The sequence below is a fragment of the Pseudomonas inefficax genome, assembly GCF_900277125.1.
Lineage (GTDB): Bacteria > Pseudomonadota > Gammaproteobacteria > Pseudomonadales > Pseudomonadaceae > Aquipseudomonas > Aquipseudomonas inefficax.
This window is the reverse complement of sequence record NZ_OPYN01000200.1, coordinates 22,315-48,822: the sequence shown is the minus strand read 5'-3', so window position 1 is coordinate 48,822 and position 26,508 is coordinate 22,315. Positions and strand designations below refer to the sequence as shown.

Genomic DNA, 26,508 nt, shown 5'->3' with positions numbered 1-26,508 from the left:
CCGGCCTCTTCGCGGGTAAACCCGCTCCCACAGGGACCTCACAGGCCTGAGGCCAAGGTGATCCTTGTGGGAGCGGGCAAGCCCGCGAAGAATCCAGTACCGATCAGGAACGATGCACCGGGTAAGCCGTGGTGTATTTCATCTGCTCCATGGCAAAACTGGATGTGATGTTCGACAGCCCGTCGGTACTGGTGATCAGCTTTTTGTAAAACCGGTCATACGCCGCAATATCCCCCACCACCACCCGCAGCATGTAATCCCAGTCCCCCGACATGCGGTAGAACTCCATCACTTCCTCGAACCCTGTCACGGTCGCGGCAAACTGCTCCAGCCAGGCGCTGTCGTGGCGCTGGGTCTTGAGCTGGACGAATACCGTCAGCCCCAACCCCAGCCGTTCCGGGTCGAGTAGCGCAACACGGCCGACAATGTAGCCGTCTTCCTCCAGGCGCTTGACCCGTTTCCAGCACGGTGTAGTAGACAGGTTAACGGCCTCGGCCAGGTCCTTGAGCGAGATCGAGGCATCGCGCTGAAGCAGGGTGAGAATGTGCTGGTCGAAGCTGTCCATATAGCGCGTGGGCCGTGGCGAAAAATATTTCACAGATTACCCCAAGGCCAGAAGATTTGGGTTGTGCGATAGTGGCAACTTTCACTCTGCCAATGGGCCTGACCATGTCCGACAAGCCGCGCAATTTCGCCACCCGTACCATTCACGCTGGTGAGCAGTTCAGCGTTGCCGATAATGCTATTTTCCCGGCGATCGTTACCGCCAGCTCGTTCACCAAGCGCAGCCTGGACGACAAGCCGGAATACTCCTACAGCCGCGTCGGCAACCCCACCCGGCATGCCTACGAAACCTGTGTCGCCGCCCTGGAAGAGGGCGTTGGCGCCGTCGCCTGCGCCTCGGGTGTGAACGCTACCGCCACCGTGCTGGAGCTGCTGCCCAAGGACGCCCACGTGGTGGTGATGAATGGCGTGTACGGCGGCACCTTCCGCATCATGGAAGACTACCGCAGCCGCACATCGGGCCTGACCACCACCTACGTCGACCTCAACGACCTCGAGGCGGTAGCCGCCGCCATCAAGCCGGAAACCCAGCTGATCTGGATCGAATCGCCGACCAACCCGTTGCTGCACCTGGTCGACATCAAGGCGGTGTGCGACCTGGCCAAGGCGCGGGGCATCCTTACCTGCATCGACAACACCTTCTGCTCGCCGTGGAACCAGCGCCCGATCACCTTGGGCGTGGATCTGGTAATGCATTCGGCCAGCAAGTACATCGGTGGTCACTCCGACCTCACCGGAGGCGTGGTGGTAGCTGCCAATGATTCGCTGTTGGCGCGCCTGCGCCGCATCAGCATGGCGATTGGCGCGGTGCAGGGGCCGTTCGACTGCTACCTGGCCCTGCGCGGCCTGAAGACCCTGGATGTGCGCATGGAGCGCCAGTGTGCCAATGCCTTGCAGGTAGCGCGCTTCCTCGAAAGCCACGCGCAGGTCGAGCAGGTGTACTACCCGGGGCTGGAAAGCCACCCACAGCATGAACTGTGCAAACGGCAGATGCGCAGTGGCGGGGCGGTGGTGGCGATGAAGGTCAAGGGCGACCGGGCCGCGCTCAACCGCCTGGTGGAAGCGCTGCAGATCTTTGTGCTGGCCGACTCGCTGGGCGGGGTGGAAAGCATGATCAACCACTCCTGGAGCATGTCGCATTGCTCGCTGAGCCCGGAGCAGAAAGGTGTGATGGGGATCAGCGAGAACCTGCTGCGGTTGTCGGTGGGGATCGAGGATTATCGCGACCTGATCGAAGACCTGAATGGGGCGTTGAGGGCTGCGGCTGCCGTGTAAGGGCAACCGGCCTCTTCGCGGGCTTGCCCGCTCCCACAGGTACTGCGCCGGTCTTGAGGGCAGGGTTGATCCTGTGGGAGCGGGCAAGCCCGCGAAGAGGCCATCGAGTTCAATGAATTCCTGTCAGGATTTGGGCGGATGAATGATCCGTTCGATCTTGTCCTTGATCAGCAACCGCTCCTTGCGCAGGCGGTTGACGGCTTCGTCGTTGGTGCCGTTGCCTTCGGCGGCTACCACCTCTTTGTCCTTTGCGTTGTATTCCTTGTGCAGTGAGTGCAGCGTCTGGTCCTTGTCGATGAGCGCCTGGAATGCATCAGCGGTAACGTGCAGGTCAGCGAGCAGATCATGCGGAACTGGCATTTCTTCACCTCTGTCAGGGTTGGCGGATGGTTCTGACCATTGAGGATAGCCGTCTTTGCGCAGGTAGGGGACTGGGGTAGGCTGTCGCATCTCCCCTTACCCGGAACCTGCGCCATGCCTCACGTGAATCTGGAATACAGCGACAACCTGGGCGAGCTCAATGTCGACGTCCTGCTGCTGCGTCTGAACCACGCCCTGGTCGGCAGCGGCCAGTTCGCCGACGAGGCCGATATCAAAAGCCGCGCCGAAGCCTTCAAGCACTATCGGGTGGGCACCGCGCCCGGCGAGCGTGCCTTTGCCCACGTGCGCCTTGCCATCCTCAGCGGGCGCTCGCCCGAGGTGAAGACGCAACTGTCCGCCAGCCTGCTGGATGTGCTGCGAGAGGCCATCCCCGAGCAACCCGGGCTGGACATCCAGCTGTGCGTGGAAGTGCTGGACATCGACCGCGAGCCCTACGCCAAGGCTCGGCTGCGCGGCTGAACAAGCGCTGGATGAACTTCTTTTAATGTAGAAAAGGCGTCGGCTCACGAATTTGTTGGCGTCTTTTTCACGAAATATTGATGGCACGCTTTCTAGAGTTCAGCCAAGTTTCCCAGGTGCCGCGCAGGCCCTCGGGCTGATAATCACTCTTGATTGCGAACACCGATGCTCAACTTCAAATCCCTGCGGACTGAATGGGTCACGCTGCTGGCCAGCCTTTACCTGCTGATCGGCTTCAATGTCTTCCTCTGGCAGCATCTTGAACAGGTCGTGCCGCCCGGTTTGCCTGGGCTTTGGCTGAGCCTGGCGTTTGCCGTGCTGATGCTGTTCGCGTTCAACCTGATCCTTACACTGGTTGCCTTCCGTTATGTATTGAAACCGGTACTTATCGTGTTGTTCATGAGCGGCGCGGGCGTGGCTTACTTCATGAATCAATACGGTGTACTTATTGATGCGGGCATGTTCCGCAATATGGCAGAAACCAATGTGGCGGAAGTGCGCGACTTACTCTCGCTGAAGTTCGCCTTGTATATCCTGGGGTTGGGTGTAGTGCCTTCGGTACTGTTGTGGAAGGCGCCTGTCGCCTATCGCGCCTGGCACCGTGAACTGCTTGGCAAGTTGGTGGTTGGCGGTGCCTGCGTGGTGGCCCTGGGTTCGGTGGCACTGGTCAACTACCAGGGCCTGTCATCGCTGTTTCGCAACCACCACGAACTGCGCCTGATGCTCACCCCCAGCAATATCGTGGGTGCCTCCATCGGTTATGTCAGCGAGCGTGTCGGCACCGCATCGCACCCCTTCCAACATTATGGCGAAGATGCCAAGCGTGATGCCGCCTGGCAAAAGCATGAACGCAAGTCGCTGACCGTGCTGGTGGTGGGGGAAAGTGCGCGGGCAGACCACTTCGGCGTGCTTGGCTACAACCGCGATACCACACCGAACCTTGCCAGGGAACAGGGCCTGCTGGCGTTCTCCGATGTGCACTCCTGCGGCACGGAAACCGCTGTCTCGGTGCCGTGCATGTTCTCTGGCATGACGCGCAAGGACTACGATGCCCGCGTGGCGAAGAACCGCGAAGGGTTGCTGGACATCCTCCAGCGTGCCGGCCTGGCGGTGCAGTGGCGCGACAACCAGTCGGGCTGCAAGGGCACCTGCGACCGCGTGCAATTCATCGATGTCAGCAACCTCAAGGACCCGCAGTTGTGCGCTGATGGCGAGTGCCATGACCAGATCCTGCTGCAGGGCCTGGCTGAGCTGATCGACAACCTCGACAAGGACACCGTGCTGGTACTGCACCAGATGGGCAGCCACGGGCCGGAATACTTCAAGCGCTACCCCGGCGCCGATCAGCGCTTTGCCCCGGTGTGCCAGAGCAACGCGCTGGACCAGTGCAGCGAGCAGGAAATCATCAACGGCTACGACAACACCCTGGCCTATACCGACAAGGTACTGGCCTCGCTGATCGACACCCTGCGCAGCAAGCAGGACAAGGTCGACACGGCGATGATCTACCTGTCCGACCATGGCGAGTCGCTGGGTGAGTACAACCTGTTCCTGCATGGCACGCCTTACGCCATCGCCCCCGAGCAGCAGAAGCACGTGCCGTTGCTGACCTGGTTCTCCGACAGCTACAAGGAGGACTTCGGCGTCGATACCGACTGCCTGGCCAAGCTCAGCGATGCGCCGCTGTCGCAGGACAACCTGTTCCACTCGATGCTCGGCTTGTTGCAGGTGCGCACCGAGGTCTACCAGCAGTCGCTGGACATGTTCGCCAGCTGCCGGCCTTGGCTGGCGGCCAAGCGCTGAGGCGAAGCGCCTTCCATACTTGGGCATGCGCGGTCTTTGTGGGAGCGGGCATGCCCGCGAAGCAGGCGACGCGGTGCATGGCACGGGCTTTGCCCGTGTTCGCGGGCATGCCCGCTCCCACAGGGATTACGCGCACGAGAGTTGCTGCGGCCTGAACATACACAACAGCACCGCTTATCGATATCAAGGATGGCCCGGGTTTCACCAGCAGTGCCCGCGCCGTATATACTGCGCGCCAATGTTAGTGGGAGAGCCTCGTGGCCATCGAAATACACTGGATCCGTGACGACCAGAGCCTGGCCGAACACTGCCGCGACTGGCACCAGCTGCCCTTTGTCGCCGTCGACACCGAATTCATGCGGGTCGACACCTTCTACCCGAAAGCCGGGCTGATCCAGATCGGCGATGGCCTGCGTGCCTTCCTGATCGACCCGTTGCTGATCGGTAACTGGCAACCCTTGGCCGACCTGCTGGATGACAGCGGCGTGGTCAAGGTGCTGCACGCCTGCAGCGAAGACCTCGAGGTGCTGCTGCGCCTGACTGGCAAGCTGCCACAGCCGCTGTTCGACACCCAGCTGGCCGCTGGCTACCTGAACCTGGGCTTCTCCATGGGCTATTCGCGCCTGGTGCAGGAAGTGCTGGGTATCGACCTGCCCAAGGGCGAAACCCGCTCTGACTGGCTGCAGCGGCCGCTCTCGGAAACCCAGGTCAGCTATGCCGCCGAGGATGCCGTACACCTGGCCGAGCTGTTCACCGTGTTGCGCCCGCGCCTGAATGACGACAAGTACGCCTGGGTGCTGGAGGACGGCGCCGAGCTGGTGGCTGCATTGCGCCGCGAAGTCGAACCCGAAAACCTGTACCGCGACGTCAAGCTGGCCTGGAAGCTGGCACCCCAGCAACTGGCAGTGCTGCGCGAGCTGTGCGCCTGGCGCGAGCGTGAAGCGCGCAACCGCGACGTGCCGCGCAACCGCATCCTCAAGGAGCACTCGCTGTGGCCCATGGCCAAGAGCCAGCCGAGCAACCTGTCGGCGCTGGCCAAGATCGACGAGATGCATCCGCGCACCATTCGTCAGGACGGTGAGTTCCTCATCCAGCTGATCAAGCGTGCCGCCAGCCTGCCAGCCGAACAATGGCCACAGGCCTTGCCCGAGCCTTTGCCGATCGAGGCCGCAGGCATCCTCAAGCAGCTGCGTGCCATCGGCCAGGCCGAAGGTGAGCGCCTGGGCATTGCCCCTGAACTGATGCTGCGCAAGAAAGCCCTGGAAGCGCTGCTCAAGAGCGGCTACCCCAATGGCCCCTATCAATTGCCCGATTCGCTGCGCGGCTGGCGCCGTGAGCGCATGGGCCAGGCCCTGCTGGACAGCCTGGCAGGCGCCGGAGAGACCCGATGAAACGCATTTGCTCTATCTACAAGAGCCCCCGCAAGAACGAGATGTACCTGTACGTGCTCAAGGCCGACGGCCTGGACCGTGTGCCCGAAGGCCTGCTGCCGTTCTTCGGCACCCCCAAGCACGCCTTCGACCTGGTGCTGACCCCCGAGCGCAAGCTGGCCCGCGAGGACATCGCCAAGGTGCTGGAAAACCTCGACAACCAGGGTTACCACCTGCAGATGCCGCCGCCGGAAGACGACTACATCGAGCACCTGCCCGAAGAGTTGCTGCGCCGTAACGACCCTGCCTGATCATGCGAGTACTGATTGCTGAGCATGATCATGCTCGATACGCCGAGATCTTGCGCGCAGCCGCGCCTGAGCTGGAAGTCCTGACCAGCGGCGACTCCGCCGAACTGGCCCGCCAGGCGGCACGGTGCCCAGTGTGGCTGGGCCAGCCGGACCTGCTGGCAAGCCTGCTGCGCCAGGGCCACAAGCCGGGCTGGATGCAGTCCACCTGGGCTGGTATCACCCCGCTGCTGGCCGAGGGCCTGCCACGTGACTATCGCCTGACCCGTGCCGTGGGCATCTTTGGCCAGGTGATGGCCGAGTACATGCTCACCTACATGCTCGGCCATGAGCGCGAGGTGCTATCGCGCCTGGTCAGCCAGGTCGAGCGGCGCTGGGATGACCGCCCGGGGCGTACCTTGGAAGGGCGCAAGGTGCTGATCGTCGGCACTGGCGACATTGGCCAGCGGGTGGCCGAGTTCCTGCAGGCGTTTGGCGTGGTGCTGTATGGCGTTGCCAGCAGCGCCCGCGAGCAGGCGCCCTTCGTCGAGGTAGCGGCGCTGGCCGACCTGCCGCGCATGGTTGGCCAGGTCGACTATGTGCTCAACCTGCTGCCGGATACCCCGGCTACCCACGACCTGTATGACGCGGCACTGTTCAAGTGCTTCCAGCCCACGGCGCTGTTCATCAATGCCGGGCGTGGGGCGGCGGTGGTCGACGCTGACCTGGTCGAGGCGCTGAAGGAAGGGCACCTGGCAGGGGCGGTGATCGATGTCTGCCGACAGGAGCCGTTGCCCAGGCAACACCCGTTCTGGACGGCGTGGGGCTTGCTGCTGACCGGACACAGCTCGGCGCCCACCTCGCCGGCGGCGATGGTGCGGTTGTTTGTCGAAAATGTGCGGGCGTATGTGGCGGGGCAGGGGTTGCGTGGGGAAGTGGACTTCGCCCGGGGCTATTGATTTTGTAGTGCCTGTACCGGCCTCTTCGCGGGTAAACCCGCTCCCACAGGATCTCCGCTACCCACAGGTCCTGTGGGAGGCTGGTGTTGGCTGTGCTGGCACAGGATCAACACAGGCCCCACGGGGCAGTGGAGATCCCTGTGGGAGCGGGTTTACCCGCGAAGAGGCCGGTACAGCCAATGCAAGGCTTACAGGCTGAAATCACCCTCGGCAGCCAGCTCGCTCAGCGGCTTGCGCGGGCTCGGCACTTCACGCGCCTGCAGGGCTTCGTTCAGGCTGGCCTTGTCACCCAGCTTGCCGATTGCCACCATGGCATGCAGCACGTAGCCTTCAGGAACCTTCAACTCCTGCCGCGCCAGTTCCTGGTCGAAACCGGCCATGCCATGGGTATGCCAGCCGCTGATGCTGGCCTGCAGGGCCAGGTGACCCCAGGCGGAACCGGTGTCGAAGGTGTGCCACAGCGCCGGTTTTTCTTCCGTGGCGCCCGGGGCGGCGTAGGTGGTCTTGGAAATCACCAGCACCAGCGCCGAAGCCTGTTGCGCCCAGCTGCGGTTGGCCCGCACCAGCAGGTTCAGGTAACGCTCCCAGTTCGGCGTGTCACGGCGGGCATAGAGGAAGCGCCAAGGTTGCGAGTTGTTCGCCGACGGCGCCCAGCGAGCCGCTTCGAGGAAGCTCAGCAAGGTTTCTTCGCTGATCGGCTCGGCAGTGAAGGCACGTGGCGACCAGCGGTTGATGAACTGCTCGTTGATGGCGTAATCGGCAATGCGGGGGTTGGCGCTCATGGCGGCTCCTGCAAAAGGACGGGAAACGCGCACGCTACTGCGTCGCGTCGCGACTGACAAGCGGTCTGGCTTTGCCGAAGGCCAGGCTCTAGACTGGCGCCGCCGCGCGCCGTGGCCCCAAGATGAATGCAGGAAACCCGTGTGATGATCGCTGAAAACGCGCCGTTCTGGCGGCGCAAGACCCTCGAGCAACTCAGCCCGCAAGAGTGGGAGTCGCTGTGTGACGGCTGCGGCCTGTGCTGCCTGCAAAAGCTCGAGGACGAGGACGACAACAGCGTCTACTACACGCGCATCGCCTGCAAGCTGCTGGATCTGGATACCTGCCAGTGCAGCGATTACCCCAACCGCTTCGCCCAGGTACCAGACTGCATCCAGCTCACCCCGGGCAAGGCCGACCAGTTCAAGTGGCTGCCGAGTACCTGCGGCTACCGCCTGGTCAGCGAGGGCAAGGACCTGCCGGCCTGGCACCACCTGGTCTGCGGTGATCGCCAGCAGGTCCATGAACAGCGCATTTCCCAGTCGGGGCGCATGCTCAGTGAACACGATGTGCACGAAGACGACTGGGAAGACCACCTGATCTTCCGGGCCAGCTGACCGGCGCGGCCCGCTGCCATGGGGAAACAAGGAGTTTCTGTATGCGTTGCCAGCTGTTGTTGCTGTTGGGCCTGATGGCCAGTTCGCCGGCCTGGGCGAAAAAGGTCGACCTCGACTACCAGGTGCGGCTGTTGCCAACCAGTGGCCAGGCGGAAGTCCGCCTCACCTTGGCCGAGGGCAGTGCCGTGCGCAGCCTGGACTTCGACCTGGGCAAGGCCGGGGCCTACAGCGGCTTCCAGGCAGATGGCCAATGGCAATTGCAGGGCCAGCGTGGCGTGTGGCGACCGGCGGCCGGCAAGACCAGCCTCAGCTACCGCGTGCAACTGGACCAGAAACGCGCCAGCGGCGCCTATTCGTCGCGCATCACTCCGCATTGGGCGCTGTTCCTCGGCGACCAGCTGGTGCCGCCTGCACGCCTCGACCAGCAGGATGGCACCGAGCTGGTGGCGCGGCTGGCGTTTGACCTGCCTGAAGGCTGGAAGAGCATCGAAACCTCCTGGCCACGCATCGGCAAGGACAAGTTCCGCATCGACAACGTTTCGCGCCTGTTCGACCGCCCCACCGGCTGGATGCTTGCCGGCGACCTGGGCAGCCGCCGCGCCCGCCTGGGCGAAACCGAGGTCACCGTGGCAGCACCGGTGGGGCAGGGTATGCGGCGCATGGACAACCTGACCATGCTGACCTTTGTCTGGCCGCAATTGCAGGCGGTGTTCCCGCGCAACCCGCCGAAGCTGCTGTTGGTCGGTGCTCGCGATGGCATGTGGCGCGGGGCGATGGCCGCGCAGGGCTCGTTGTACCTGCACAGTGGGCGACCGATGGTCAGCGAGAATGGCAGCAGCCCGTTGCTGCGCGAAGTGGTGCAACTGTTTGCGCAGATCCATGGGCGTGATGGCAATGACTGGCTGGTGGAAAGCTTGACTGACTATTACGCCAGCGAGTTGCTGCGCCGCTCGGGCGGGGTAAGTGACGACCGTTACCAGGCCTGGCAGGCGCGCCTGAGCAAGCAGGGCGCCAAGGTCACCCGGCTCAAGGGCGAGCATGCCACCCCGGCGCAGGTGGCGCGGGGAGTGATGTTGTTGCAGGCGCTGGACAAGGAAATCCGCATCCACACCCAGGCCAAACGCTCACTGGACGATGTCGCACGCGGGCTGATGCGCCTGCCCAATGTCAGCACCGAAGACTTCGTGCAGATCAGCGAGAACGTGTTGGGGCGGCGCTCCGAGGTGTTGCAGAGCAAGGCGTTGCGCTGAGCATCTCTTTCGCCCGTACCGGCCTCTTCGCGGGTGAACCCGCTCCCACAGGTTTTTTGTTGCCCTGTAGGAGCAGCCTTGTGCTGCGAAGAGGCACTTACAGCTACAGACCCTCTTTGATCATACTGGCCCTTTCGCAGCACAAGGCTGCTCCTACAGGTAATGTACTGCCCTCAAGACGGTGAGGTCTCTGTGGGAGCGGGTTTACCCGCGAAAGGGCCAGCACAGGCAGCGAAAAATCAACTGCCAGCCAACGGATCCTTCCCGGTCACCGTCACTCCCTGCGTTGCCGCGTCGGCGCTGGCCTTCAACGCCTCCAGCTCCGCCGCACTGCGCTCGATGTCCGCACGCAACCGCTGGTATTCCTGACGATGGCGCTGCCACCAGGCCTTGGTCGAGCAATGCCCGCTGACCCCGCGCGCCACCGCCAAACCTCCCACCACCATCTGCAGCAAGCCGACCAGGCCGCCATGGCGCAGCCCCTTGCTGAACATCAGTGCTCCCCCGGCCAGCGAGCTGACCCGTTCCAGCCCATGAACATTGTGCTGCGACGGTGCAGTCGCGGAATGGATATCGAGCATGGCAAGGCCTCCGTCTGAAGTGTATGCAGGTGACCTGTCGGCCGCCGTCATCGTTCAGTCGGTTACTTGAACCTGGGGCCTGAACGGGTATTCAGCCCCTTGGCCATGCGGTCATACAGCACCACGTTCACCGTCGCTGCCAGGTTCATGCAGCCCTCGGTCGGAATATAGATGGTCTCTTCGCACCACGCCCGCACATCGGCACTGAGGCTGCCGTCTTCGGGCCCGAAGATGTAGATGGCACGGTCGGGGTGGGTGTATTCCGGCAATGGCCGCGCACCTTCCACCAATTCCACGGCTACCGGCGTGCAGCCCAGCGGGATGATGCGCTGCAGGTCATCGATACCGATCAGCGGAATGTCGTAGTGCACGCGCTTGGTGTCGGTGACGAAGTCACGGGCACGCTCGTAACGTTTGCCGGTGTAAAACACCGAATTGACGCCGTAGCAACCCGCGGCGCGCATCACCGAGCCGACGTTTTCTGCCGACTTGGGGTTGAACAGGCCGATGCAGCTGTATCGTTTGTTTGCCACGTACCGGGGCCCTTCGCGAAAAAAAGCGCGATTATACGGGCTGCCCGGCAGCAGCGGGGGGCGAATCGATGGTCAGTCTTTCTTCAGCATGCCCGCCAGCCCGGCGAACGGGTTGTGGGTGGCCTTGGCGATGCTCGGGGTGCTGGTGGAACCTTCGCTGAAGTACTGCTGGTCGGTATAGCGCGAGTGCTCGTTGTCGTGGCAGTACAGGCACAGCAATTCCCAGTTGGAGCCGTCCTGCGGGTTGTTGTCGTGGTTGTGGTCGCGGTGGTGCACGGTCAGCTCGCTCAGGCGCTTGCCGGAGAACTCGCGGGCGCAGCGGCCGCAGACGTGCGGGTACATTTTCAGGGCCTTGTCGCGGTAGCCCATTTCCTTGTCGCGCTTGGCATCGGCCAGGATGCGGTCCAGGCGCGCGGTGGCGGCGGCGGAAGAGGTGGAGCTCATGGTGTTTCCTTTGTTCTGATCAGGCAAATGACGGTTATGCCACTGAGTCTAGCGCGCTTGCGGGCCAGGCGGACAGGCGAAAGCTTTGTTTTAGGCGTAGCCTGTAGGAAGGTTCCCGACAGGAGGTTGCTGATGTTTCGCGCGATCCTCGCTCTGCTGATGTTGGCCGGCCTGCCCATGGCCGAAGCTGCCAGCACGCCACCCCGGCTGAACACGCCGGTGCCCGGTGCACCGGGTACGCCTACGCCTACGCCATATCCGCAGATTACCCCGAGTACGCCGCCCAAGGCCTATGGCAGCCAGCCGGGGGCGCCACTGTTACCGCCGATGCCGGTACCCGGGCCGCCGAAGGACCAGCCATTACCGGGGTTGCGCCAGGACCCGCCGAAGCAGCCGGTGCAGGATGATTGACTGAGCGGGGCCATGTTGGCTGTGGGAATTTGGGGCTGCTTTGCAGCCCATCGCGACACAAGGCCGCTCCTACAGGGATCGCGCAGGATTCAGGACATGCGCTATCCCTGTAGGAGCGGCCGTGTGTCGCGAAAAGGGCGCAAAGCGCCCCCAGCTTTCTCAAACGATACCTAGCTCACCAAACACGAACGCATATTCCAAGGCCACATCCTTGAGCCCCTGATACCGCCCGCTCATCCCGCCATGCCCAGCCCCCATCTCGGTCTTGAGCAGCAACAGGTTGTCGTCGGTCTTGCGCGTGCGCAGCCGCGCCACCCATTTGGCCGCTTCCCAGTACTGCACGCGGCTGTCGTTGTAGCCCGCCACCACCAGCATTGCCGGGTAGGCCTGTGCCTTCACGTTCTCGTACGGTGCGTAGGCCTTGATCCGCTCATACACCTGCGGCTCTTCAGGGTTGCCCCATTCGTCGTACTCGGTCACGGTCAGCGGCAGCTCGGGGTCGAGCATGGTGTTGAGCACATCGACGAACGGCACTTCGGCAATCGCACAGCGGAACAGCTCGGGTCGCAGGTTGAGCACTGCACCCATCAGCAGGCCGCCGGCGCTGCCGCCACTGATGGCCAGGCGGTCGGCAGCCGTCACACCTTCGGCGATCAGGTGCTCGGCACAGGCGATGAAGTCGCTGAAGGTGTTGTGCTTGTGCTCCTGCTTGCCAGCGCGGTACCAGGCTTCGCCCAGTTCGCCGCCGCCACGCACGTGGGCGATGGCAAAGGCCACGCCGCGCTCCAGCAGGCTCAGGCGCGCATGCGAGAACCACGGGTCGAGGCTTTCGCCATAGGCCCCGTAGCCATACAGGTACAACGGCACGGTCCGGCCCAGGTCCTGGCGGCGGCGCACCAGGCTGATCGGCACCCGGGTGCCGTCCGCTGCCGTGGCCCACAGGCGCTCGCTGACATAGTCGTCGGCATCGAACGGCCCCAGCACCGGGGTTTGCTTGAGCACCGCCTGGGCACCGCTGGCCAAGTCCAGCTGGCGCACCTGGGCCGGGCGGTTGAGTGCTTCGTAGCGCAGGCGCAGGCGCGGGCTGGTGAACTCCAGGCTGTCCTGCACGTACAGGCTGTAGGCCGCATCGGGTAGTTCGACGCGGTAGGCCGCCAGGCCCTGCGGGCGTACTTCGATGATCGGCAGGCCGCCTTCGCGCAGGCTCAGGGTCAGCGCGCCGGCATTCAGGCTGAGGCCCTCGAGCATGATCGCGTCGCGGTGCGGCACCAGCACCTGCCATTGCTCACGGCTGGGCACCGGCGCGACCGGGGCGTGGTACAGGGCGAAGTTGATGCCGTCCTGGTTGGTGCGGATGAACCAGCGCCACTGGCCGTCGAGCTGGCCGTGGTCGGGGAAGTACTCGTGGCCTTCGACGCGTGGCGCCAGGCAGGTGAACGCTGCCAGCGGGGTCTGCGCATCCAGCACCCAGGCTTCGCTGGTGGTCTTGCTGTTGAGCAGCAGCACCAGTTGGCGTTCGGAGCTGGTGCGGTAGCAGTGCAGGAAGAAGCGCCCGTCGGGTTCTTCGAACACGGTCTGCGCACCTTCGTTGCCCAGCGTGTGACGACGCAGGCGCCACGGGCGGTGGGTGTCGTCCAGTTCGGCGAAGAACAGCGTCTGGCTGTCGTTGGCCCAGGTCAGGCTGCCGTCGCAGTCGTCGAAGGGCAGGGTGGTGACGCTGCCACTGGCCAGGTCCTTCACGTACAGGGTGAAGATTTCGTCGCCGCTGGTGTCCAGGCTGTAAGCCAGCAGGCGGTGGTCGGGGCTCACGCTGAACGCGCCAAGGGACAGGAAACCGCCATTGGCCAGGGCGTTGGGGTCGAGCAGCAGTTGTTCCTGGCCTTCATCGACCGTGTTGGAGTCGTCGGCCGGGCGCGGGCAGCGGTAGTGACGCGGGTACTCGTCGCCCGCAGTGGTACGGGTGTAGTACAGGTAGGGCCCCCAAGGCGCCGGCAGCGAGAGGTCGGTTTCCAGGATGCGACCCTTGATCTCTTCGAACAGTTGTTCGCGCAGCGGCGCCTGGTCGGCCAGGCAGGCTTCCTGGTAGGCGTTCTCGGCCTGCAGGTAGGCAAGCACCTCGGGGGTGTCGCGCTGTTGCAGCCAGGCGTACGGGTCGGCGGTGTTGTCGGCGTGGGCAATCGGGGGTTGGGGCTTGGTTTGCATTGAAGATCTCATGTTTGGGGTCGCCTGTACCGGCCTCTTCGCGGGTAAACCCGCTCCCACAGGATCACTGCAGACTTCGAGCCATGCGCATTACCTGTGGGAGCGGGTTTACCCGCGAAGCGGCCGGCACAGGCAAACACTGTCTGCGCCCGGAAAAGTGTTTATCATAGGCATCTCTTTGCCTGGCTTGCACGAACACCATGACCGAGAACGACTACACCCTCGCCTGGGGCCTTTACGCCGTTGCTGCCCTGGGCTGCCTGATGGTGGGCTTCAAGCTCACCGGCTGGATGTGGCGCTGGCTGCGCGAACCGCTGCGGGTGGTGCTGGCAGTGCTGCTGCTGACCCCGACCATCGTCGACCCGGTCAAGGACAGCTTCGCCCCGGCCATTGCCATCACCGCCCTGGATGTTGCCTTCAAGGTCGGCAACAACGCCTGGCGCGCGGTGTCCGACTTCGCCATGTACGGCATGGGCGCCTTTTCCCTGTATTTCCTTTTCGTACTGCTGCGCTTGCCGCTGGAAAAGCGCGCCCGCGAGCGCCGCGCGCAGGTCGAGGCCGCTGCCCAGCGCCAGGCTGCCGAAGATGACCAGCTTGGCGTCCAGGCCCCGCTGGCCGCAGAGCGTCGCGACCGATACCGTGATGCGCCACCCCCTGCCGCCCCGGCCGTCTCCCGAGGCGGCGGCCGGGTCGAGCCCCGTCTGTAAGCGGAGACAGGTCTATGTGCGAACTGCTGGGCATGAGTGCCAACGTCCCCACCGACATCGTCTTCAGCTTCACCGGCCTGATGCAGCGCGGCGGCCGTACCGGCCCGCACCGTGACGGCTGGGGCATCGGCTTCTACGAAGGCCGTGGCCTGCGCCTGTTCCAGGACCCGGCTGCCAGCAGCGAGTCGGAAGTGGCCAACCTGGTGCAGCGTTATCCCATCAAGAGCGAAGTGGTCATCGGCCACATACGCCAGGCCAACGTCGGCAAGGTGTGCCTGTCCAACACTCACCCGTTCGTGCGGGAGATGTGGGGTCGCAACTGGTGCTTCGCGCACAATGGCCAGCTGGGCGACTTCAAGGGCCTGGCCAGCTTCTACCGGCCGGTGGGCGACACCGACAGCGAGGCGGCCTTCTGCGACCTGCTCAACCGCATCCGCAGTGCCTTCCCCGAGCCCGTGCCGGTGGAACAGCTGCTGCCGGTGCTGGTCGAAGCCTGTGCCGGCTACCGCAGCCAGGGCGTGTTCAACTGCATGCTCAGCGACGGTGACTGGCTGTTCTGCTTCTGTTCGACCAAGCTGGTGCACATTACCCGCCGTGCACCCTTTGGTGCGGCACGGTTGAAGGATGTCGACCTGATCGTCGATTTTCACACCGAAACCACCCCCAACGACGTGGTCACGGTGATCGCCACCGAGGCCTTGACCGAGAACGAGACCTGGCAGCGCTACGAGCCGGGTCAGTGGGCCCTGTGGCGGCACGGCGAGTGCGTGGCGCAAGGCCAGAGCTAAGGACGCGGCATGTTCAGAAGTTACCTGCGGTTGCTGCTGTTCACCTTCGGCCTGCTGGCCGGTATCCAGGTTCCGGGGCTGGTGAAGGACTACAGCCAGCGGGTCGAGGCGCACCTGTTCGAATCACGCGAGGCGCTCGATGGCTTCCGGCAGACCGCCGAACGCTTTTTCAATGGCGACCTGCAGGCGCTGCTGCGGCATTATCGCAGTAGCGACGATCCGGTGTTCCTCAGTGACGCCAACAGCATCGAAAGCCTGATGATCCGCAACCAATTGTTGGAAAACGAATGGCAGGCGCTGCAAGGGGCATGGGCGCAGCGCACCTGGCATGTGCTGGTGCAGGCGGACCCGCAACTGCGGGAAGAGACCTTGAACGGCTATAGCTATCAGATTTTGCTGGTACCCGAGGCGATTGGCTGGGGCGTTGGCGCAGGGTTTGTGCTGGCCTTCGTGGTCGAGAGCCTGCTGCTGGGGATTGGCTGGGTGATTCTGGGTGGGCGGCGCAGGGCGGTGAAAGAGAGCTGGCGCTGATTTTTGCTTGCCTGTACTGGCCTCTTCGCGGGTAAACCCGCTCCCACAGGGTTTGCACAGGATTCAAGCTTATGCAGTACCTGTGGGAGCGGGTTTACCCGCGAAAGGGCCAGCACAGGCAGCACAGCTGGTTCACACCAGCACTATCCGCTGCCCACCCACATCCCGCGCATACCTCTCCAGCACCTGCCGGCACACCCCGACCACTTCATCCACCAACACCACCCCGGTCTGCCAAGCCACCACCAGTTCCAGGCTCGGCGGCGGTTGCAGCCCCTGCAGCAACACCAGCTCACCCCGGCTCAACTCGGCATCCACCAGCGCCGGCGGCAACGCACCAATTCCAAACCCGTCGCGCAACAACCGGGTAATCGCCGCCACCGAGTTCACGCAGTTCAGCCGCGGCGTTTCGGCCCCCGCGCCCTGCAGCAGGCTCAGCACTTCCTGGTGCGGCCGCGAGTTCTTCGAGAAAGTGATAATGCGTTCCCGTCCAAGCTCGGCCAATGATCCGTAATCGCGGTGCTGGTGCGAGCCGGCGGCCACCACCCAACCCATCGGATAGCGCGCCAGGTCCAGGCTGCGGATCGACTGTTCGCGCAGCAGGTCGGTCTGCAGAATCACGTCGAGAAAGCCCTTCTGCAATTGCTCGCGAAGGTTCAGCGCAGTGTCGGCCACCAGTTCGATCTCTACCTGCGGGTACCGCTCGGTCAGCTCCGCCACCAGCGCGCTCATCCAGGTGTGGATTACCGTGTCCATCACCCCGATACGGATACGCCCGACCTTGGCCCGGTCGCTGTCCAGCGACTGCTTCATGGCCTTGGCGGTTTCCAGCATGCGCTCGGCATATTCCAGTACCTTGCCGCCCTCCGGGGTCAGGCTGACCCCGCGTGAATCGCGCAGCAGCAGCTTCACGCCCAGGTCGGCCTCCAGCGCGGCAATGCGGCTGGACACCGAGGCCTGGGTGGTGAACAGCTTTTCCGCGGTCAGGCGGAAGCTCTTGAGCCGGGCAACCCAGACGAAGGTTTCGAGGAAGCGAAGGTTCATGATCAGTTTTTCTTGTTCCAGACCGGCGGTTTTTATCGTTGGACGCAGCAGGCGCGGCCTCTGAACAATGACGCACAGGCCGCGACACTTTGTCGCCCATAAAACAATACCAACAAGCCGAGGCAAGCATGAACCCCACCGGCGTACAGCAGCAGGTCAATTCCCCATCTTCGTCCGGGCCTTTTGCCTGGTACCGCGACATCGACTCACAGCAGCGCCGCACCTTCTGGAGCTGCAAGATCGGCTATGGCCTGGATGGTATGGACACGCAAATGCTCAGCTTCGTCATCCCCACGCTGATCATGCTGTGGGGCATCACCACCACCGAAGCCGGGTTGATCCACACCAGCACCTTGATCGCCTCGGCCGTGGGGGGCTGGGTGGCCGGCATTCTCTCCGACCGCATTGGCCGCGTGCGCACCCTGCAACTGACGGTGCTGTGGTTTGCCTTCTTCACCTTCCTCTGCGGTTTCGCCCAGAACTACGAACAGCTGCTGATCGCCCGTACCCTGATGGGCTTCGGCTTTGGCGGTGAATGGACCGCCGGCGCAGTGCTGATCGGCGAGGTGATCCGTGCCCAGGACCGTGGCAAGGCGGTGGGCATGGTGCAGTCCGGCTGGGCGCTTGGCTGGGGCCTCACCGCCATCCTCTACGCGTTGCTGTTCTCTTGGCTGCCGGCAGAGCAGGCCTGGCGCGCGCTGTTCCTGCTGGGCCTGGTGCCGGCGATTTTCGTGATCTTCGTCCGCCGCCTGGTCAAGGACCCCGAGGTGTACCGCGAGGCCAAGGCGGTGGAAAGCGCCGAGGCTCCTGCGCAGTTCTACGAAATCTTTGCCCCGGGCATGCTCTGGACCACCGTGCGAGCGTCGCTGCTGACCACCGGCGCCCTGGGCGGCTACTACGCCATTACCTCATGGCTGCCGACCTTCCTGAAGAACGAGCGCGGGCTGAGCGTGCTGGGTACCGGTGGTTACCTGGCCATGGTGATCGTAGGCTCCTACGTCGGCTATGTAATCAGTGCGTATCTGTCCGACCTGCTGGGGCGCAAGAAGAACTTCATCCTGTTCGCCGTGGGCTCGTTCGTCATCGTGCTGTTGTACACGCAAATGCCGGTCAGCGACGGCGTGATGCTGTGGCTGGGCTTCCCGCTGGGCTTCTTCGCCTCGGGCATCTTCAGTGGCATGGGCGCGTTCCTCACCGAACTGTTCCCTACGCGTATCCGCGGTTCGGGGCAGGGCTTCTGCTACAACATCGGCAAGGTCATCGCGGCGCTGTTCCCGCTGCTGATCGGCGTGCTCGGCCAGAAAGTGCCGCTGGGCCTGGGTATCGGCGTGTTTTCGGCCGTGTCCTACGGCGTGGTGATCGTGGCGGCGCTGAGCCTGCCGGAAACCCGCGGCAAACAACTGCAGGCGCGGTAAGGTAGGCATATGAACAACGACAACGGAGGCCGCGCGGTGGAACGCCTGCTACTCAATTGCGACATGGGCGAGAGTTTCGGCAGTTGGCGCATGGGCCTGGATGCCGAGGTCATGCCCTACATAGATTGCGCCAACATCGCCTGCGGCTACCACGCCGGGGACCCCAGCATCATGCGCCGCACCGTGGCCCTGGCGCTGCAGCACGGGGTGACCATCGGCGCGCACCCGGCCTACCCGGACCTGGTCGGCTTCGGCCGCCGCTCCATGGCCTGCAGCCCGGAGGAAATCCGCGACCTGCTGCATTACCAGATCGGTGCACTGGACGGCATCTGCAAAGTGTTGGGTGGCCGTGTGGCCTACGTGAAACCCCATGGTGCGCTGTACAACGACATGATGGCCGACCCGCTCAAGCTGCGTACCGTACTGGAGGCTGTGGCGGCCTATGGCGGCGACCTGCCGCTGATGCTGATGGCCACCGCCGACAACCGCGCCGCCCAGGCCCTGGGCGATGAAATTGGCGTGCCGCTGTGGTTCGAAGCATTCGCCGACCGCGCCTATACCGCCAGCGGGCATCTGCTATCGCGGCGCCTGCCCGGCGCGGTGCACCACGACCCGGCGCTGGTGGTGGAGCAGGCCGTGCGCCTGGCCCGTGGCGACACGCTGGTGGCGGACGACGGTAGTGCGTTGAGGCTGGCGGCCAGCACCCTGTGCGTACACGGCGACAATGACAGTTCGGTAGCCGCGGTGCGGCAGATTCGCCAGGCTCTCGATGCCCTGGAGTCGCGATGAAGCTGCGCATTGAAGTCGTGGCCATCGACAGCCTGATGGTGCGCCTGTTCGACTCCATCGACGAGGGCAACATGCCGTGGATGCTTGCCGCCAGCCAGCGCTTGCACGCGGCGTTCGGCGAGCACTTGCTGGACCTGGTGCCGTCCTACACCACGCTGATGGTGCAGTTCGACCTGCCGCCAAGTGAGGCGAGGGCGCTGATTATCCGTGCGCTGGAAGACCTGCGGCCAGACACGCACAGCGCTGGCCGCTGCCATGAAATCCCGGTGTGGTACGACGCCAGCGTCGGCCCGGAGCTGCCGGTGTTGGCGGCCCGTATCGGCTCGAGTGAAGCAGAGGTTATCCGCTTGCACAGCGAGCGCGAGTACCCGGTATTCGCCCTGGGTTTCGCCCCCGGTTTCGGCTTCATGGGCCTGGTGCACGAACGCCTGGCCAGCCCGCGCCTTGGCACCCCGCGCAAGCGCGTGGCGGCCGGCAGCGTCGGCATTGCCGAGCGCCAGACGGCGGCCTATCCGGCGGTATCGCCGGGGGGCTGGAACCTGATCGGGCGTACCCCGGTGCGCCTGTTCGACCGTGAACGCGAGGGCTACAGCCTGTTGCAGCCCGGTGACCGGGTGCGCTTCGTGCCGGTTTCGCGCAGCGAGTTCGTGGCGTTGGGCGGTGATGTGGAGGCACAAACATGAAGCAGTTGAAGATCGAGGCCAGTACGCCGCTGTGCCAGCTGCAGGATGGCGGGCGCTTTGGCGTACGCCACCTGGGCGTGACCCAGGGTGGGGCGCTGGACTGGGTGGCGATGCATTGGGCCAACTGGCTGCTGGGCAACCCGTTGGCGGCGCCTGTGGTCGAGGTAGCGCTTGGTGGTTTCTGTGTGGTTGCTGAGCAGGATTGTGTGCTGGCCCTGGCCGGTGCCGACCTGGATGCGCGGGTCGATGATCAGCCGCTGGCACCCTGGCGCAGCTTTGCATTGGCAAAGGGGCAGCGGTTGAGCCTGAAACAGCCGAGGCAGGGCGTGCGGGCGTATCTGGCAGCACCTGGCGGGTTTCTGGGTGAGGATGTGCTGGGCAGTTGTGCCACGGTTGTGCGGGAAGAACTGGGCGGTATCGATGGCCAGGGCTCTGCGCTCGACAAAGGCCAGGCGCTGGCATTTTCAGGCACGCCGGCGACCCTGCGTGAGGTACCGGAAGCGCTGCGGCCACAGTACGCACAAAAGCCTGTGCTTGACCTGGTGATGGGGGCACAGATCGGTGATTTCAGTGGTACCAGCCTGTTCGAGGCGTTCAACCGCGAGTGGACGCTGGACAGTCGGGCCGACCGTATGGGCATCCGCCTGTTGGGGCCGCAGCTGGCCTACCAGGGCGCGCCGATGATTTCCGAGGGGATTCCGCTGGGGGCGGTGCAGGTGCCGCCGGATGGGCAGCCGATCGTGTTGCTCAATGACCGGCAGACCATTGGCGGCTATCCACGGCTTGGGGCATTGACGCCGCTGGCGCTGGCGCAACTGGCGCAGTGCATGCCGGGGGCGGTGGTGCGGTTCAGGGCGGTGGTGCAGGATGAGGCGTGGCGGGAGCAACAGGTATTCCTGGACCATTGGCGTTAAGGCTGCCGGCCTCTTCGCGGGTGAACCCGCTCCCACAGGTACTCCACAGGCCTCAAGGCTTGCGCAATACCTGTGGGAGCGGGTTCACCCGCGAAAGGGCCGCTACCGGCAAAATCACTTGGACAGGTAACGCATCCCTTCCTCCAACCCCTGCAAGGTCAGCGGATACATCTTGTCCTCGATCAGGTCCCGCACCAGATGGGTCGATGCGGTGTAGTCCCAGGCCTGCTTCGGATACGGGTTGATCCAGATGATCTTCCTGAATTTTTCCATGAAACGCTGCATCCACACATACCCGGCTTCTTCGTTCCAGTGCTCCACGCTGCCACCCGGCTGGGTAATTTCGTAGGGCGCCATGGCCGCGTCGCCGACGAACACAACCTTGTAGTCATCGCCGTACTTGTGCAGCAGGTCGAAGGTGGAATAGCGCTCCGAGGTGCGGCGCAGGTTGTTCTTCCAGACTGACTCGTACACGAAGTTGTGGAAGTAGTAATACTCCAGGTGCTTGAACTCGGTCTTGCACGCCGAGAACAGTTCTTCGCAGACCTTGACGTGGGCGTCCATCGAACCACCGATGTCGAACAGCAACAGCAGCTTCACCGTGTTGCGCCGCTCGGGGCGCATCTGGATGTTCAGCAGGCCGGCATCCCGCGCGGTGTGGTCGATGGTGCCGTCGATATCCAGCTCTTCGGCGGCGCCTTCACGGGCGAACTTGCGCAGCCGGCGCAAAGCCAGCTTGATGTTGCGCGTGCCCAGTTCCACCTGGTCGTCCAGGTTCTTGTATTCGCGCTGGTCCCACACCTTCACCGCCTTGCCCTGGCGCTTGCCGGCCTCGCCCACGCGGATGCCCTCGGGGTTGAAGCCGCCCGAACCGAATGGGCTGGTGCCGCCGGTACCGATCCACTTGTTGCCGCCGGCGTGACGCTCCTTCTGCTCTTCGAGGCGCTTCTTGAACTCTTCAATCAGCTTGTCCAGGCCACCCAGAGACTGGATCTGCGCGCGCTCCTCATCGGTCAGCGACCGCTCGAATTCCTTGCGCAGCCAGTCTTCGGGGATCAACGCCTCGATATGCCGGTCGAGGTTCTCCAGGCCCTTGAAGTACGCGGCGAAGGCGCGGTCGAACTTGTCGAAGTGGCGCTCGTCCTTCACCAGGATGGCGCGGGCGAGATAGTAGAACTCGTCCATGTCGGCGAACACCACGCGCTTTTGCAGGGCCTGGTGCAGGTCGAGCAGTTCGCGTACCGAGACCGGCACCTTGGCCGCGCGCATTTCATTGAACAGGTTGAGCAGCATGGCCCGGCTCCTGTCAGCGGTTGCCGCGCCGGCTCATGAAGGCCAGGCGCTCGAGCAGTTGTACGTCCTGCTCGTTCTTCACCAGTGCGCCGGCCAGTGGTGGAATGGCCTTGGTCGGGTCGCGTTCGCGCAGCACCGCTTCACCGATGTTGTCGGCCATCAGCAGCTTGAGCCAATCGACCAGTTCGGAGGTGGACGGCTTTTTCTTCAGGCCCGGTACCTTGCGCACGTCGAAGAACACGTCCAGCGCCTCGCTGACCAGCGACTGGCTGATGTTCGGGTAGTGCACGTCGACGATCTGCTGCAGGGTGGTGCGGTCGGGGAAGGCGATGTAGTGGAAGAAGCAGCGGCGCAGGAAGGCGTCCGGCAGCTCCTTTTCGTTGTTGGAGGTGATGATGATGATCGGGCGCTGCCTGGCCTTGATGGTCTCGTCGATTTCGTAGACGTAGAATTCCATCTTGTCGAGTTCTTGCAGCAGGTCGTTGGGGAACTCGATGTCGGCCTTGTCGATTTCGTCGATCAGCAGGATGACCCGTTCCTCGGCTTCGAAGGCCTCCCACAGCTTGCCCTTTTTCAGGTAGTTGCGCACATCGTGGACCTTGTCCACGCCCAGCTGCGAGTCACGCAGGCGGCTGACCGCGTCGTACTCGTAGAGGCCCTGGTGGGCCTTGGTGGTGGACTTGATGTGCCAGGTGATCAGGCGCGCACCGAACGAGGCTGCCAGCTGCTCGGCGAGCATGGTCTTGCCGGTGCCGGGTTCGCCCTTGACCAGCAAGGGGCGTTCGAGGGTGATGGCCGCGTTTACCGCCAGTTTCAGGTCGTCTGTGGCGACGTAGTCGCGGGTGCCTTCGAACTTCATGGGTCTGTCCTCTGCTGTAAGCCTGTAGCGGCCCTTTCGCGGGTAAACCCGCTCCCACAAGTACCCCACCTTCCCTGAGGTCTGTCGAATACCTGTGGGAGCGGGTTTACCCGCGAAGGGGCCAGTACAGGCAGCATCTATTTTCGGTTTGTCACCGACTATAACGCGGGCTTCGCCGACTGGAAACGCAGACCGGGTATTCAGTCCCTGAATGCCCCGTCACTCGATCCTAGTCGGAATCCGGCGCGTCACGCTCGTACCGGGCATTGAACGCCTGAATGAACCCGTTGCGCAGTATCTGCAGAAACGCCTCGAAGGCGCTGACATCCTGCTTGTGCACGCTACCGCTGAGCTCTACACGGGTCGCGAACTGGTTCTTTGGCTGGTTCTTCAATACCGTCTCGGTCGCGCCCACCAGCGCTTCCCAGACTGAGCGGAAGAAGCCTTTGTCCTTCTCCTGCACATCCTGCTGCCAGTCGAACACATCCACATCCCGCAACAACGGCTTGATGTATCCGTTCAATCGGCCGTTGGTCGCCTCGGCCTCTATCACCATATCGCCGTGCCCGGCATTGAAGTCGAACTTGCCGTAGGCGCTGGCGAAGTCATTGAGCTTGCGCAGCTCGATACCCGTGGCGCGCAGGCGGAACTCGAAATCATCGAAATCGCTGAATGGGTCGAAAGTGGCGCGGCTTTCCACCTTGGCATCGCCTACGATCAGCGCCGTGCCATCAAAGCTGGCATCGCGTCGGCCCTTTTCGTCACGAATGTTGGTGAGGTTGCGAATACTGGCATCAAGCTGGGTGGCCTTGAGGTTGACCGGTGGCTTGGAGTTGAAGTTGCGGAAAGTCAGCACGCCTTTGTCGATGCGAACCTCGTTCAGGGTGATCGGCAGCAGTTTTTCCAGTTGCTGGCGCCAGTCGGTACCCTGACCAGTCTGCGAGTTCTGTTTGTTGCCGCCATCGACGAAGTTGAGTTCCGGCCGGTCGAACACCACTTCGGCAACCACTGCGCGGTCGTACCACAGGGCGTGCCAGCTTACCGACAGGTCGATCAGCGGAGCGTCGAGAAACGGCACCGGCACCTTGCCGGTGGTCTTGACGATCTTCAGCCCGTTGATCTGGTACGCGCCGCGCCACCAGGCCAGGTCCACGTCAGTCACCTGGCCACGGTAGTCGCCCATGTCGGCCAGTTTGTCGTTGAGGTAGTTGCGCACCAGATAGGGCAGGGCCAGGTGCAGCGCCAGCAACAGCACGATCAGGCTGGCCAGGCCGATCAACGGCCAGCGATAACGGGCTCTCATCGGAGTGTCTCCAAGGCAGGATATGCGGTTGACCGCAACGCGTCCGGGGGAGTTCGAACAGGCTTTACGGGCCACCGGCCCAGGCTTACCCTTGAGGTCTTTCCCTGCTTACTTTCATGCCAAGGACCCCTGCCATGAGCCGTATCTTTGCAGACAACGCCCACTCCATCGGTAACACGCCGCTGGTGCAGATCAACCGCATTGCCCCGCGTGGCGTGACCATCCTGGCCAAGATCGAAGGGCGTAACCCGGGCTATTCGGTCAAATGCCGCATCGGCGCGAACATGGTCTGGGACGCCGAAAGCAGCGGCAAGCTCAAGCCGGGCATGACCATCGTCGAGCCCACCTCGGGCAACACCGGCATCGGCCTGGCCTTCGTCGCCGCAGCCCGTGGCTACAAGCTGATGCTGACAATGCCTGCCTCCATGAGCCTGGAGCGCCGCAAGGTGCTGAAGGCGCTGGGTGCCGAGCTGGTGCTGACCGACCCGGCCAAGGGCATGAAGGGCGCCATCGAGAAGGCCAACGAAATCGTCGCCTCCGACCCGGCCCAGTATTTCCTGCCGGGCCAGTTCGAAAACCCGGCCAACCCTGCGATCCACGAAAAAACCACCGGCCCGGAAATCTGGAACGACACCGACGGCGCGGTCGACGTGCTGGTTGCAGGCGTCGGCACCGGCGGCACCATCACCGGCGTTTCGCGCTACATCAAGCATACGCAGGGCAAGGCGATCCTGTCGGTGGCGGTGGAACCCGTGGCATCGCCGCTGATCAGCCAGACCTTGGCCGGCGAAGAGCTCAAGCCCAGCCCGCACAAGATCCAGGGCATCGGCGCTGGCTTCGTGCCGAAGAACCTCGACCTGTCGATCGTCGACCAGGTGGAAACGGTGACTGACGAAGAGTCCAAGGCCATGGCCATCCGTCTGATGCAGGAAGAGGGCATCCTCTGCGGCATTTCCTGTGGTGCGGCGATGGCGGCGGCGGTGCGGCTGGCCGAAAAGCCGGAAATGCAGGGCAAGACCATCGTCGTGATTTTGCCGGACTCCGGCGAGCGCTACCTGTCGAGCATGCTGTTCAGCGACATGTTCAGCGAGCAGGAAAACCAGCAGTAATGGCCTTGCCGCTGATCCGGCGCAACGTTTGGCGGCTTGGTTTATTGCAAAATCTTCATGATTGAGTTGCCGCCCAGGCTGTTTTTACCCCGGCGGCATCAGTTTATGATGGCAGGATGATTTATCGGAGCGCAGGGCGCACAACCCTGTTGCTTCCTCAAGGAGTGAAAGCATGACCTTTTCCTTTGCAGCCAAGGCGGGTGTCTTGCTGGTGTTTTTTGGCAGCGTGCTGTTCGTGCACCTGCGCGGCAAGGCTCGCTTGCCGGTGTTGCGCCAGTTCGTCAACCATTCGGCGCTGTTCGCCCCTTATAACAGCCTGATGTACCTGTTCTCCGGCGTACCGTCCAAGCCCTACCTGGACCGCCAGCGCTTCCCTGAACTGGACGTGCTGAAGGACAACTGGCAGGAAATCCGCGAAGAGGCCATGCGCCTGTTCGACGAGGGCTACATCCGCGCCGCCGAGAAGGATAACGACGCCGGCTTCGGTTCGTTCTTCAAGAAAGGCTGGAAGCGCTTTTACCTGAAGTGGTACGACAAACCGTTGCCGTCGGCCGAAGCCCTGTGCCCGCGTACCGTCGAGCTGGTCAGCAGCATCCCCAACGTCAAGGGTGCGATGTTCGCCCTGCTGCCTGGCGGCAGCCACCTGAACCCGCACCGCGACCCGTTCGCCGGTTCCCTGCGCTACCACCTGGGCCTGTCCACGCCCAACTCCGATGCTTGCCGCATTTACGTCGATGGCGAGGAATATGCCTGGCGTGACGGCGAGGATGTGATGTTCGATGAAACCTACGTGCACTGGGTCAAGAACGAGACCGACGTTACGCGGGTGATCCTGTTCTGCGATATCGAGCGCCCGCTGAGCAGCCCGCTGATGACCCGCATCAACCGCCAGGTCAGCGCGTTCCTGGGGCGTGCCACCGCGCCGCAGAATACCGATGACGAGCGTGTCGGCGGGATCAACCAGGCGTATGCCTGGAGCAAGCGCTTCAGCAACCGGATCAGTGGCCAGGTGAAGCAGTTCAAGCGCGCCAACCCCAAGGCTTACCGCGTGCTGCGGCCGGTGCTGGCGGTGGTGGTGGCATATCTGCTGTATCGCTGGTTGTTCTGATTCGGCCTGTTGGGGCTGCTTTGCAGCCCATCGCGACACAAGGCCGCTCCTACAGGTGATCGCGTACCCC

General features: G+C 63.5%; 29 protein-coding genes. 18 read left to right on the top strand and 11 right to left on the bottom strand.

Features of this window, described 5'->3' with window-relative positions; all coding sequences use genetic code 11:
- Window positions 1-103: 103 nt before the first annotated feature.
- A complete protein-coding gene (locus tag JV551A3_RS24185; RefSeq protein WP_039613985.1) occupies window positions 104-565 on the bottom strand; it encodes an Lrp/AsnC family transcriptional regulator in 462 nt (153 codons plus the stop codon).
- A 92-nt stretch (window positions 566-657) separates the two neighbouring features.
- Here JV551A3_RS24185 and JV551A3_RS24180 point away from each other — a divergent pair, with 92 nt between their 5' ends.
- On the top strand, window positions 658-1,839 hold the full coding sequence (locus tag JV551A3_RS24180) for a trans-sulfuration enzyme family protein (RefSeq protein WP_133979198.1): 1,182 nt from the start codon (window positions 658-660) through the stop codon (window positions 1,837-1,839).
- 123 nt (window positions 1,840-1,962) lie between these two features.
- Here JV551A3_RS24180 and JV551A3_RS24175 read toward each other — a convergent pair whose 3' ends face one another.
- Window positions 1,963-2,199 carry a YdcH family protein gene (locus JV551A3_RS24175; protein ID WP_063912984.1) on the bottom strand — a complete coding sequence of 79 codons (237 nt, stop codon included), beginning with the start codon at window positions 2,197-2,199 and terminating at the stop codon, window positions 1,963-1,965.
- A 114-nt stretch (window positions 2,200-2,313) separates the two neighbouring features.
- Between JV551A3_RS24175 and JV551A3_RS24170 the strand changes: the two genes are divergently transcribed.
- From JV551A3_RS24170 to JV551A3_RS24150, 5 genes are all read left to right on the top strand, one after another.
- Window positions 2,314-2,679: a 5-carboxymethyl-2-hydroxymuconate Delta-isomerase gene (locus JV551A3_RS24170; RefSeq protein ID WP_112254203.1), complete on the top strand. Its 366-nt coding sequence runs from the start codon at window positions 2,314-2,316 to the stop codon at window positions 2,677-2,679.
- Between the two features lie 165 nt (window positions 2,680-2,844).
- Window positions 2,845-4,482 carry a phosphoethanolamine transferase gene (locus JV551A3_RS24165; protein ID WP_133974711.1) on the top strand — a complete coding sequence of 546 codons (1,638 nt, stop codon included), beginning with the start codon at window positions 2,845-2,847 and terminating at the stop codon, window positions 4,480-4,482.
- 257 nt (window positions 4,483-4,739) lie between these two features.
- Complete coding sequence (rnd, locus tag JV551A3_RS24160) at window positions 4,740-5,873, top strand: ribonuclease D (RefSeq protein ID WP_133974709.1); 1,134 nt, start codon at window positions 4,740-4,742, stop codon at window positions 5,871-5,873.
- Window positions 5,870-6,163, top strand: coding sequence for a YcgL domain-containing protein (locus tag JV551A3_RS24155; protein WP_133974706.1), 294 nt, complete (start codon window positions 5,870-5,872; stop codon window positions 6,161-6,163). The genes rnd and JV551A3_RS24155 overlap by 4 nt, the downstream gene beginning before the upstream one ends.
- A gap of 2 nt (window positions 6,164-6,165) precedes the next feature.
- Window positions 6,166-7,098, top strand: coding sequence for a D-2-hydroxyacid dehydrogenase (locus tag JV551A3_RS24150; RefSeq protein WP_133974704.1), 933 nt, complete (start codon window positions 6,166-6,168; stop codon window positions 7,096-7,098).
- 188 nt (window positions 7,099-7,286) lie between these two features.
- On the opposite strand, the gene JV551A3_RS24145 is transcribed toward JV551A3_RS24150, so the two are convergent.
- On the bottom strand, window positions 7,287-7,880 hold the full coding sequence (locus JV551A3_RS24145; RefSeq protein WP_133974702.1) for a nitroreductase family protein: 594 nt from the start codon (window positions 7,878-7,880) through the stop codon (window positions 7,287-7,289).
- Between the two features lie 144 nt (window positions 7,881-8,024).
- Here JV551A3_RS24145 and JV551A3_RS24140 point away from each other — a divergent pair, with 144 nt between their 5' ends.
- Window positions 8,025-8,474 (top strand): YcgN family cysteine cluster protein, encoded by a 450-nt coding sequence (locus tag JV551A3_RS24140; RefSeq protein WP_063912977.1) that lies wholly within the window; start codon window positions 8,025-8,027, stop codon window positions 8,472-8,474.
- 41 nt (window positions 8,475-8,515) lie between these two features.
- On the top strand, window positions 8,516-9,724 hold the full coding sequence (locus tag JV551A3_RS24135) for a hypothetical protein (RefSeq protein ID WP_133974700.1): 1,209 nt from the start codon (window positions 8,516-8,518) through the stop codon (window positions 9,722-9,724).
- Between the two features lie 239 nt (window positions 9,725-9,963).
- Here the strand turns inward: JV551A3_RS24135 and JV551A3_RS24130 are convergent, their stop codons facing one another.
- From JV551A3_RS24130 to JV551A3_RS24120, 3 genes are all read right to left on the bottom strand, one after another.
- The gene (locus tag JV551A3_RS24130) at window positions 9,964-10,305 is read right to left on the bottom strand and encodes a DUF2892 domain-containing protein (protein WP_133974698.1); all 342 of its coding nucleotides are present in this window, start codon (window positions 10,303-10,305) and stop codon (window positions 9,964-9,966) included.
- Window positions 10,306-10,367: 62 nt separating this feature from the next.
- A complete protein-coding gene (locus tag JV551A3_RS24125; RefSeq protein ID WP_015271348.1) occupies window positions 10,368-10,838 on the bottom strand; it encodes an RNA methyltransferase in 471 nt (156 codons plus the stop codon).
- A 72-nt stretch (window positions 10,839-10,910) separates the two neighbouring features.
- On the bottom strand, window positions 10,911-11,282 hold the full coding sequence (locus JV551A3_RS24120) for a YajD family HNH nuclease (protein ID WP_003259546.1): 372 nt from the start codon (window positions 11,280-11,282) through the stop codon (window positions 10,911-10,913).
- A 132-nt stretch (window positions 11,283-11,414) separates the two neighbouring features.
- Between JV551A3_RS24120 and JV551A3_RS24115 the strand changes: the two genes are divergently transcribed.
- The gene (locus tag JV551A3_RS24115) at window positions 11,415-11,693 is read left to right on the top strand and encodes a hypothetical protein (protein WP_133974695.1); all 279 of its coding nucleotides are present in this window, start codon (window positions 11,415-11,417) and stop codon (window positions 11,691-11,693) included.
- 159 nt (window positions 11,694-11,852) lie between these two features.
- On the opposite strand, the gene JV551A3_RS24110 is transcribed toward JV551A3_RS24115, so the two are convergent.
- A complete protein-coding gene (locus JV551A3_RS24110) occupies window positions 11,853-13,895 on the bottom strand; it encodes a S9 family peptidase (protein ID WP_133979194.1) in 2,043 nt (680 codons plus the stop codon).
- A 200-nt stretch (window positions 13,896-14,095) separates the two neighbouring features.
- Between JV551A3_RS24110 and JV551A3_RS24105 the strand changes: the two genes are divergently transcribed.
- The 3 genes from JV551A3_RS24105 to JV551A3_RS24095 are packed head-to-tail and all read left to right on the top strand — an operon-like array spanning window position 14,096 to window position 15,921.
- Window positions 14,096-14,602 carry an MFS transporter gene (locus tag JV551A3_RS24105; protein ID WP_133974691.1) on the top strand — a complete coding sequence of 169 codons (507 nt, stop codon included), beginning with the start codon at window positions 14,096-14,098 and terminating at the stop codon, window positions 14,600-14,602.
- Window positions 14,603-14,616: 14 nt separating this feature from the next.
- Complete coding sequence (locus tag JV551A3_RS24100; protein WP_133974689.1) at window positions 14,617-15,390, top strand: class II glutamine amidotransferase; 774 nt, start codon at window positions 14,617-14,619, stop codon at window positions 15,388-15,390.
- A 9-nt stretch (window positions 15,391-15,399) separates the two neighbouring features.
- Window positions 15,400-15,921 carry a DUF2937 family protein gene (locus JV551A3_RS24095; protein WP_112254188.1) on the top strand — a complete coding sequence of 174 codons (522 nt, stop codon included), beginning with the start codon at window positions 15,400-15,402 and terminating at the stop codon, window positions 15,919-15,921.
- Window positions 15,922-16,053: 132 nt separating this feature from the next.
- Here JV551A3_RS24095 and JV551A3_RS24090 read toward each other — a convergent pair whose 3' ends face one another.
- Entirely contained in the window at window positions 16,054-16,965 is a 912-nt protein-coding gene (locus tag JV551A3_RS24090; protein WP_133974687.1) for a LysR family transcriptional regulator, read from the bottom strand.
- 128 nt (window positions 16,966-17,093) lie between these two features.
- Here JV551A3_RS24090 and JV551A3_RS24085 point away from each other — a divergent pair, with 128 nt between their 5' ends.
- From JV551A3_RS24085 to JV551A3_RS24070, 4 genes are read left to right on the top strand one after another with little or no spacing between them, the layout of a single operon-like run.
- Window positions 17,094-18,380 (top strand): MFS transporter, encoded by a 1,287-nt coding sequence (locus tag JV551A3_RS24085; protein WP_133974684.1) that lies wholly within the window; start codon window positions 17,094-17,096, stop codon window positions 18,378-18,380.
- A 9-nt stretch (window positions 18,381-18,389) separates the two neighbouring features.
- Complete coding sequence (locus JV551A3_RS24080; RefSeq protein ID WP_133974682.1) at window positions 18,390-19,169, top strand: 5-oxoprolinase subunit PxpA; 780 nt, start codon at window positions 18,390-18,392, stop codon at window positions 19,167-19,169.
- A complete protein-coding gene (gene pxpB, locus JV551A3_RS24075; RefSeq protein ID WP_133974680.1) occupies window positions 19,166-19,852 on the top strand; it encodes a 5-oxoprolinase subunit PxpB in 687 nt (228 codons plus the stop codon). Before JV551A3_RS24080 ends, pxpB begins: the two co-directional genes overlap by 4 nt.
- On the top strand, window positions 19,849-20,766 hold the full coding sequence (locus JV551A3_RS24070) for a 5-oxoprolinase subunit C family protein (protein ID WP_133974678.1): 918 nt from the start codon (window positions 19,849-19,851) through the stop codon (window positions 20,764-20,766). The genes pxpB and JV551A3_RS24070 overlap by 4 nt, the downstream gene beginning before the upstream one ends.
- A 114-nt stretch (window positions 20,767-20,880) precedes the next feature.
- On the opposite strand, the gene JV551A3_RS24065 is transcribed toward JV551A3_RS24070, so the two are convergent.
- The 3 genes from JV551A3_RS24065 to JV551A3_RS24055 all read right to left on the bottom strand — a co-directional run bounded on the left by JV551A3_RS24065 (window position 20,881) and on the right by JV551A3_RS24055 (window position 24,221).
- Window positions 20,881-22,059, bottom strand: a complete 1,179-nt coding sequence (locus JV551A3_RS24065) for a vWA domain-containing protein (protein WP_013973749.1) — start codon at window positions 22,057-22,059, stop codon at window positions 20,881-20,883.
- 13 nt (window positions 22,060-22,072) lie between these two features.
- On the bottom strand, window positions 22,073-22,918 hold the full coding sequence (locus tag JV551A3_RS24060; protein ID WP_013973748.1) for an AAA family ATPase: 846 nt from the start codon (window positions 22,916-22,918) through the stop codon (window positions 22,073-22,075).
- 229 nt (window positions 22,919-23,147) lie between these two features.
- Complete coding sequence (locus tag JV551A3_RS24055; protein ID WP_133974676.1) at window positions 23,148-24,221, bottom strand: DUF748 domain-containing protein; 1,074 nt, start codon at window positions 24,219-24,221, stop codon at window positions 23,148-23,150.
- Between the two features lie 134 nt (window positions 24,222-24,355).
- On the opposite strand from JV551A3_RS24055, the gene cysK reads away from it, so the two are divergent.
- Together cysK and JV551A3_RS24045 are read left to right on the top strand one after the other, a co-directional pair.
- Entirely contained in the window at window positions 24,356-25,330 is a 975-nt protein-coding gene (gene cysK, locus JV551A3_RS24050) for a cysteine synthase A (RefSeq protein ID WP_013973746.1), read from the top strand.
- 172 nt (window positions 25,331-25,502) lie between these two features.
- Window positions 25,503-26,438: an aspartyl/asparaginyl beta-hydroxylase domain-containing protein gene (locus JV551A3_RS24045; protein WP_046616454.1), complete on the top strand. Its 936-nt coding sequence runs from the start codon at window positions 25,503-25,505 to the stop codon at window positions 26,436-26,438.
- The last annotated feature ends 70 nt before the right edge of the window (window positions 26,439-26,508 follow it).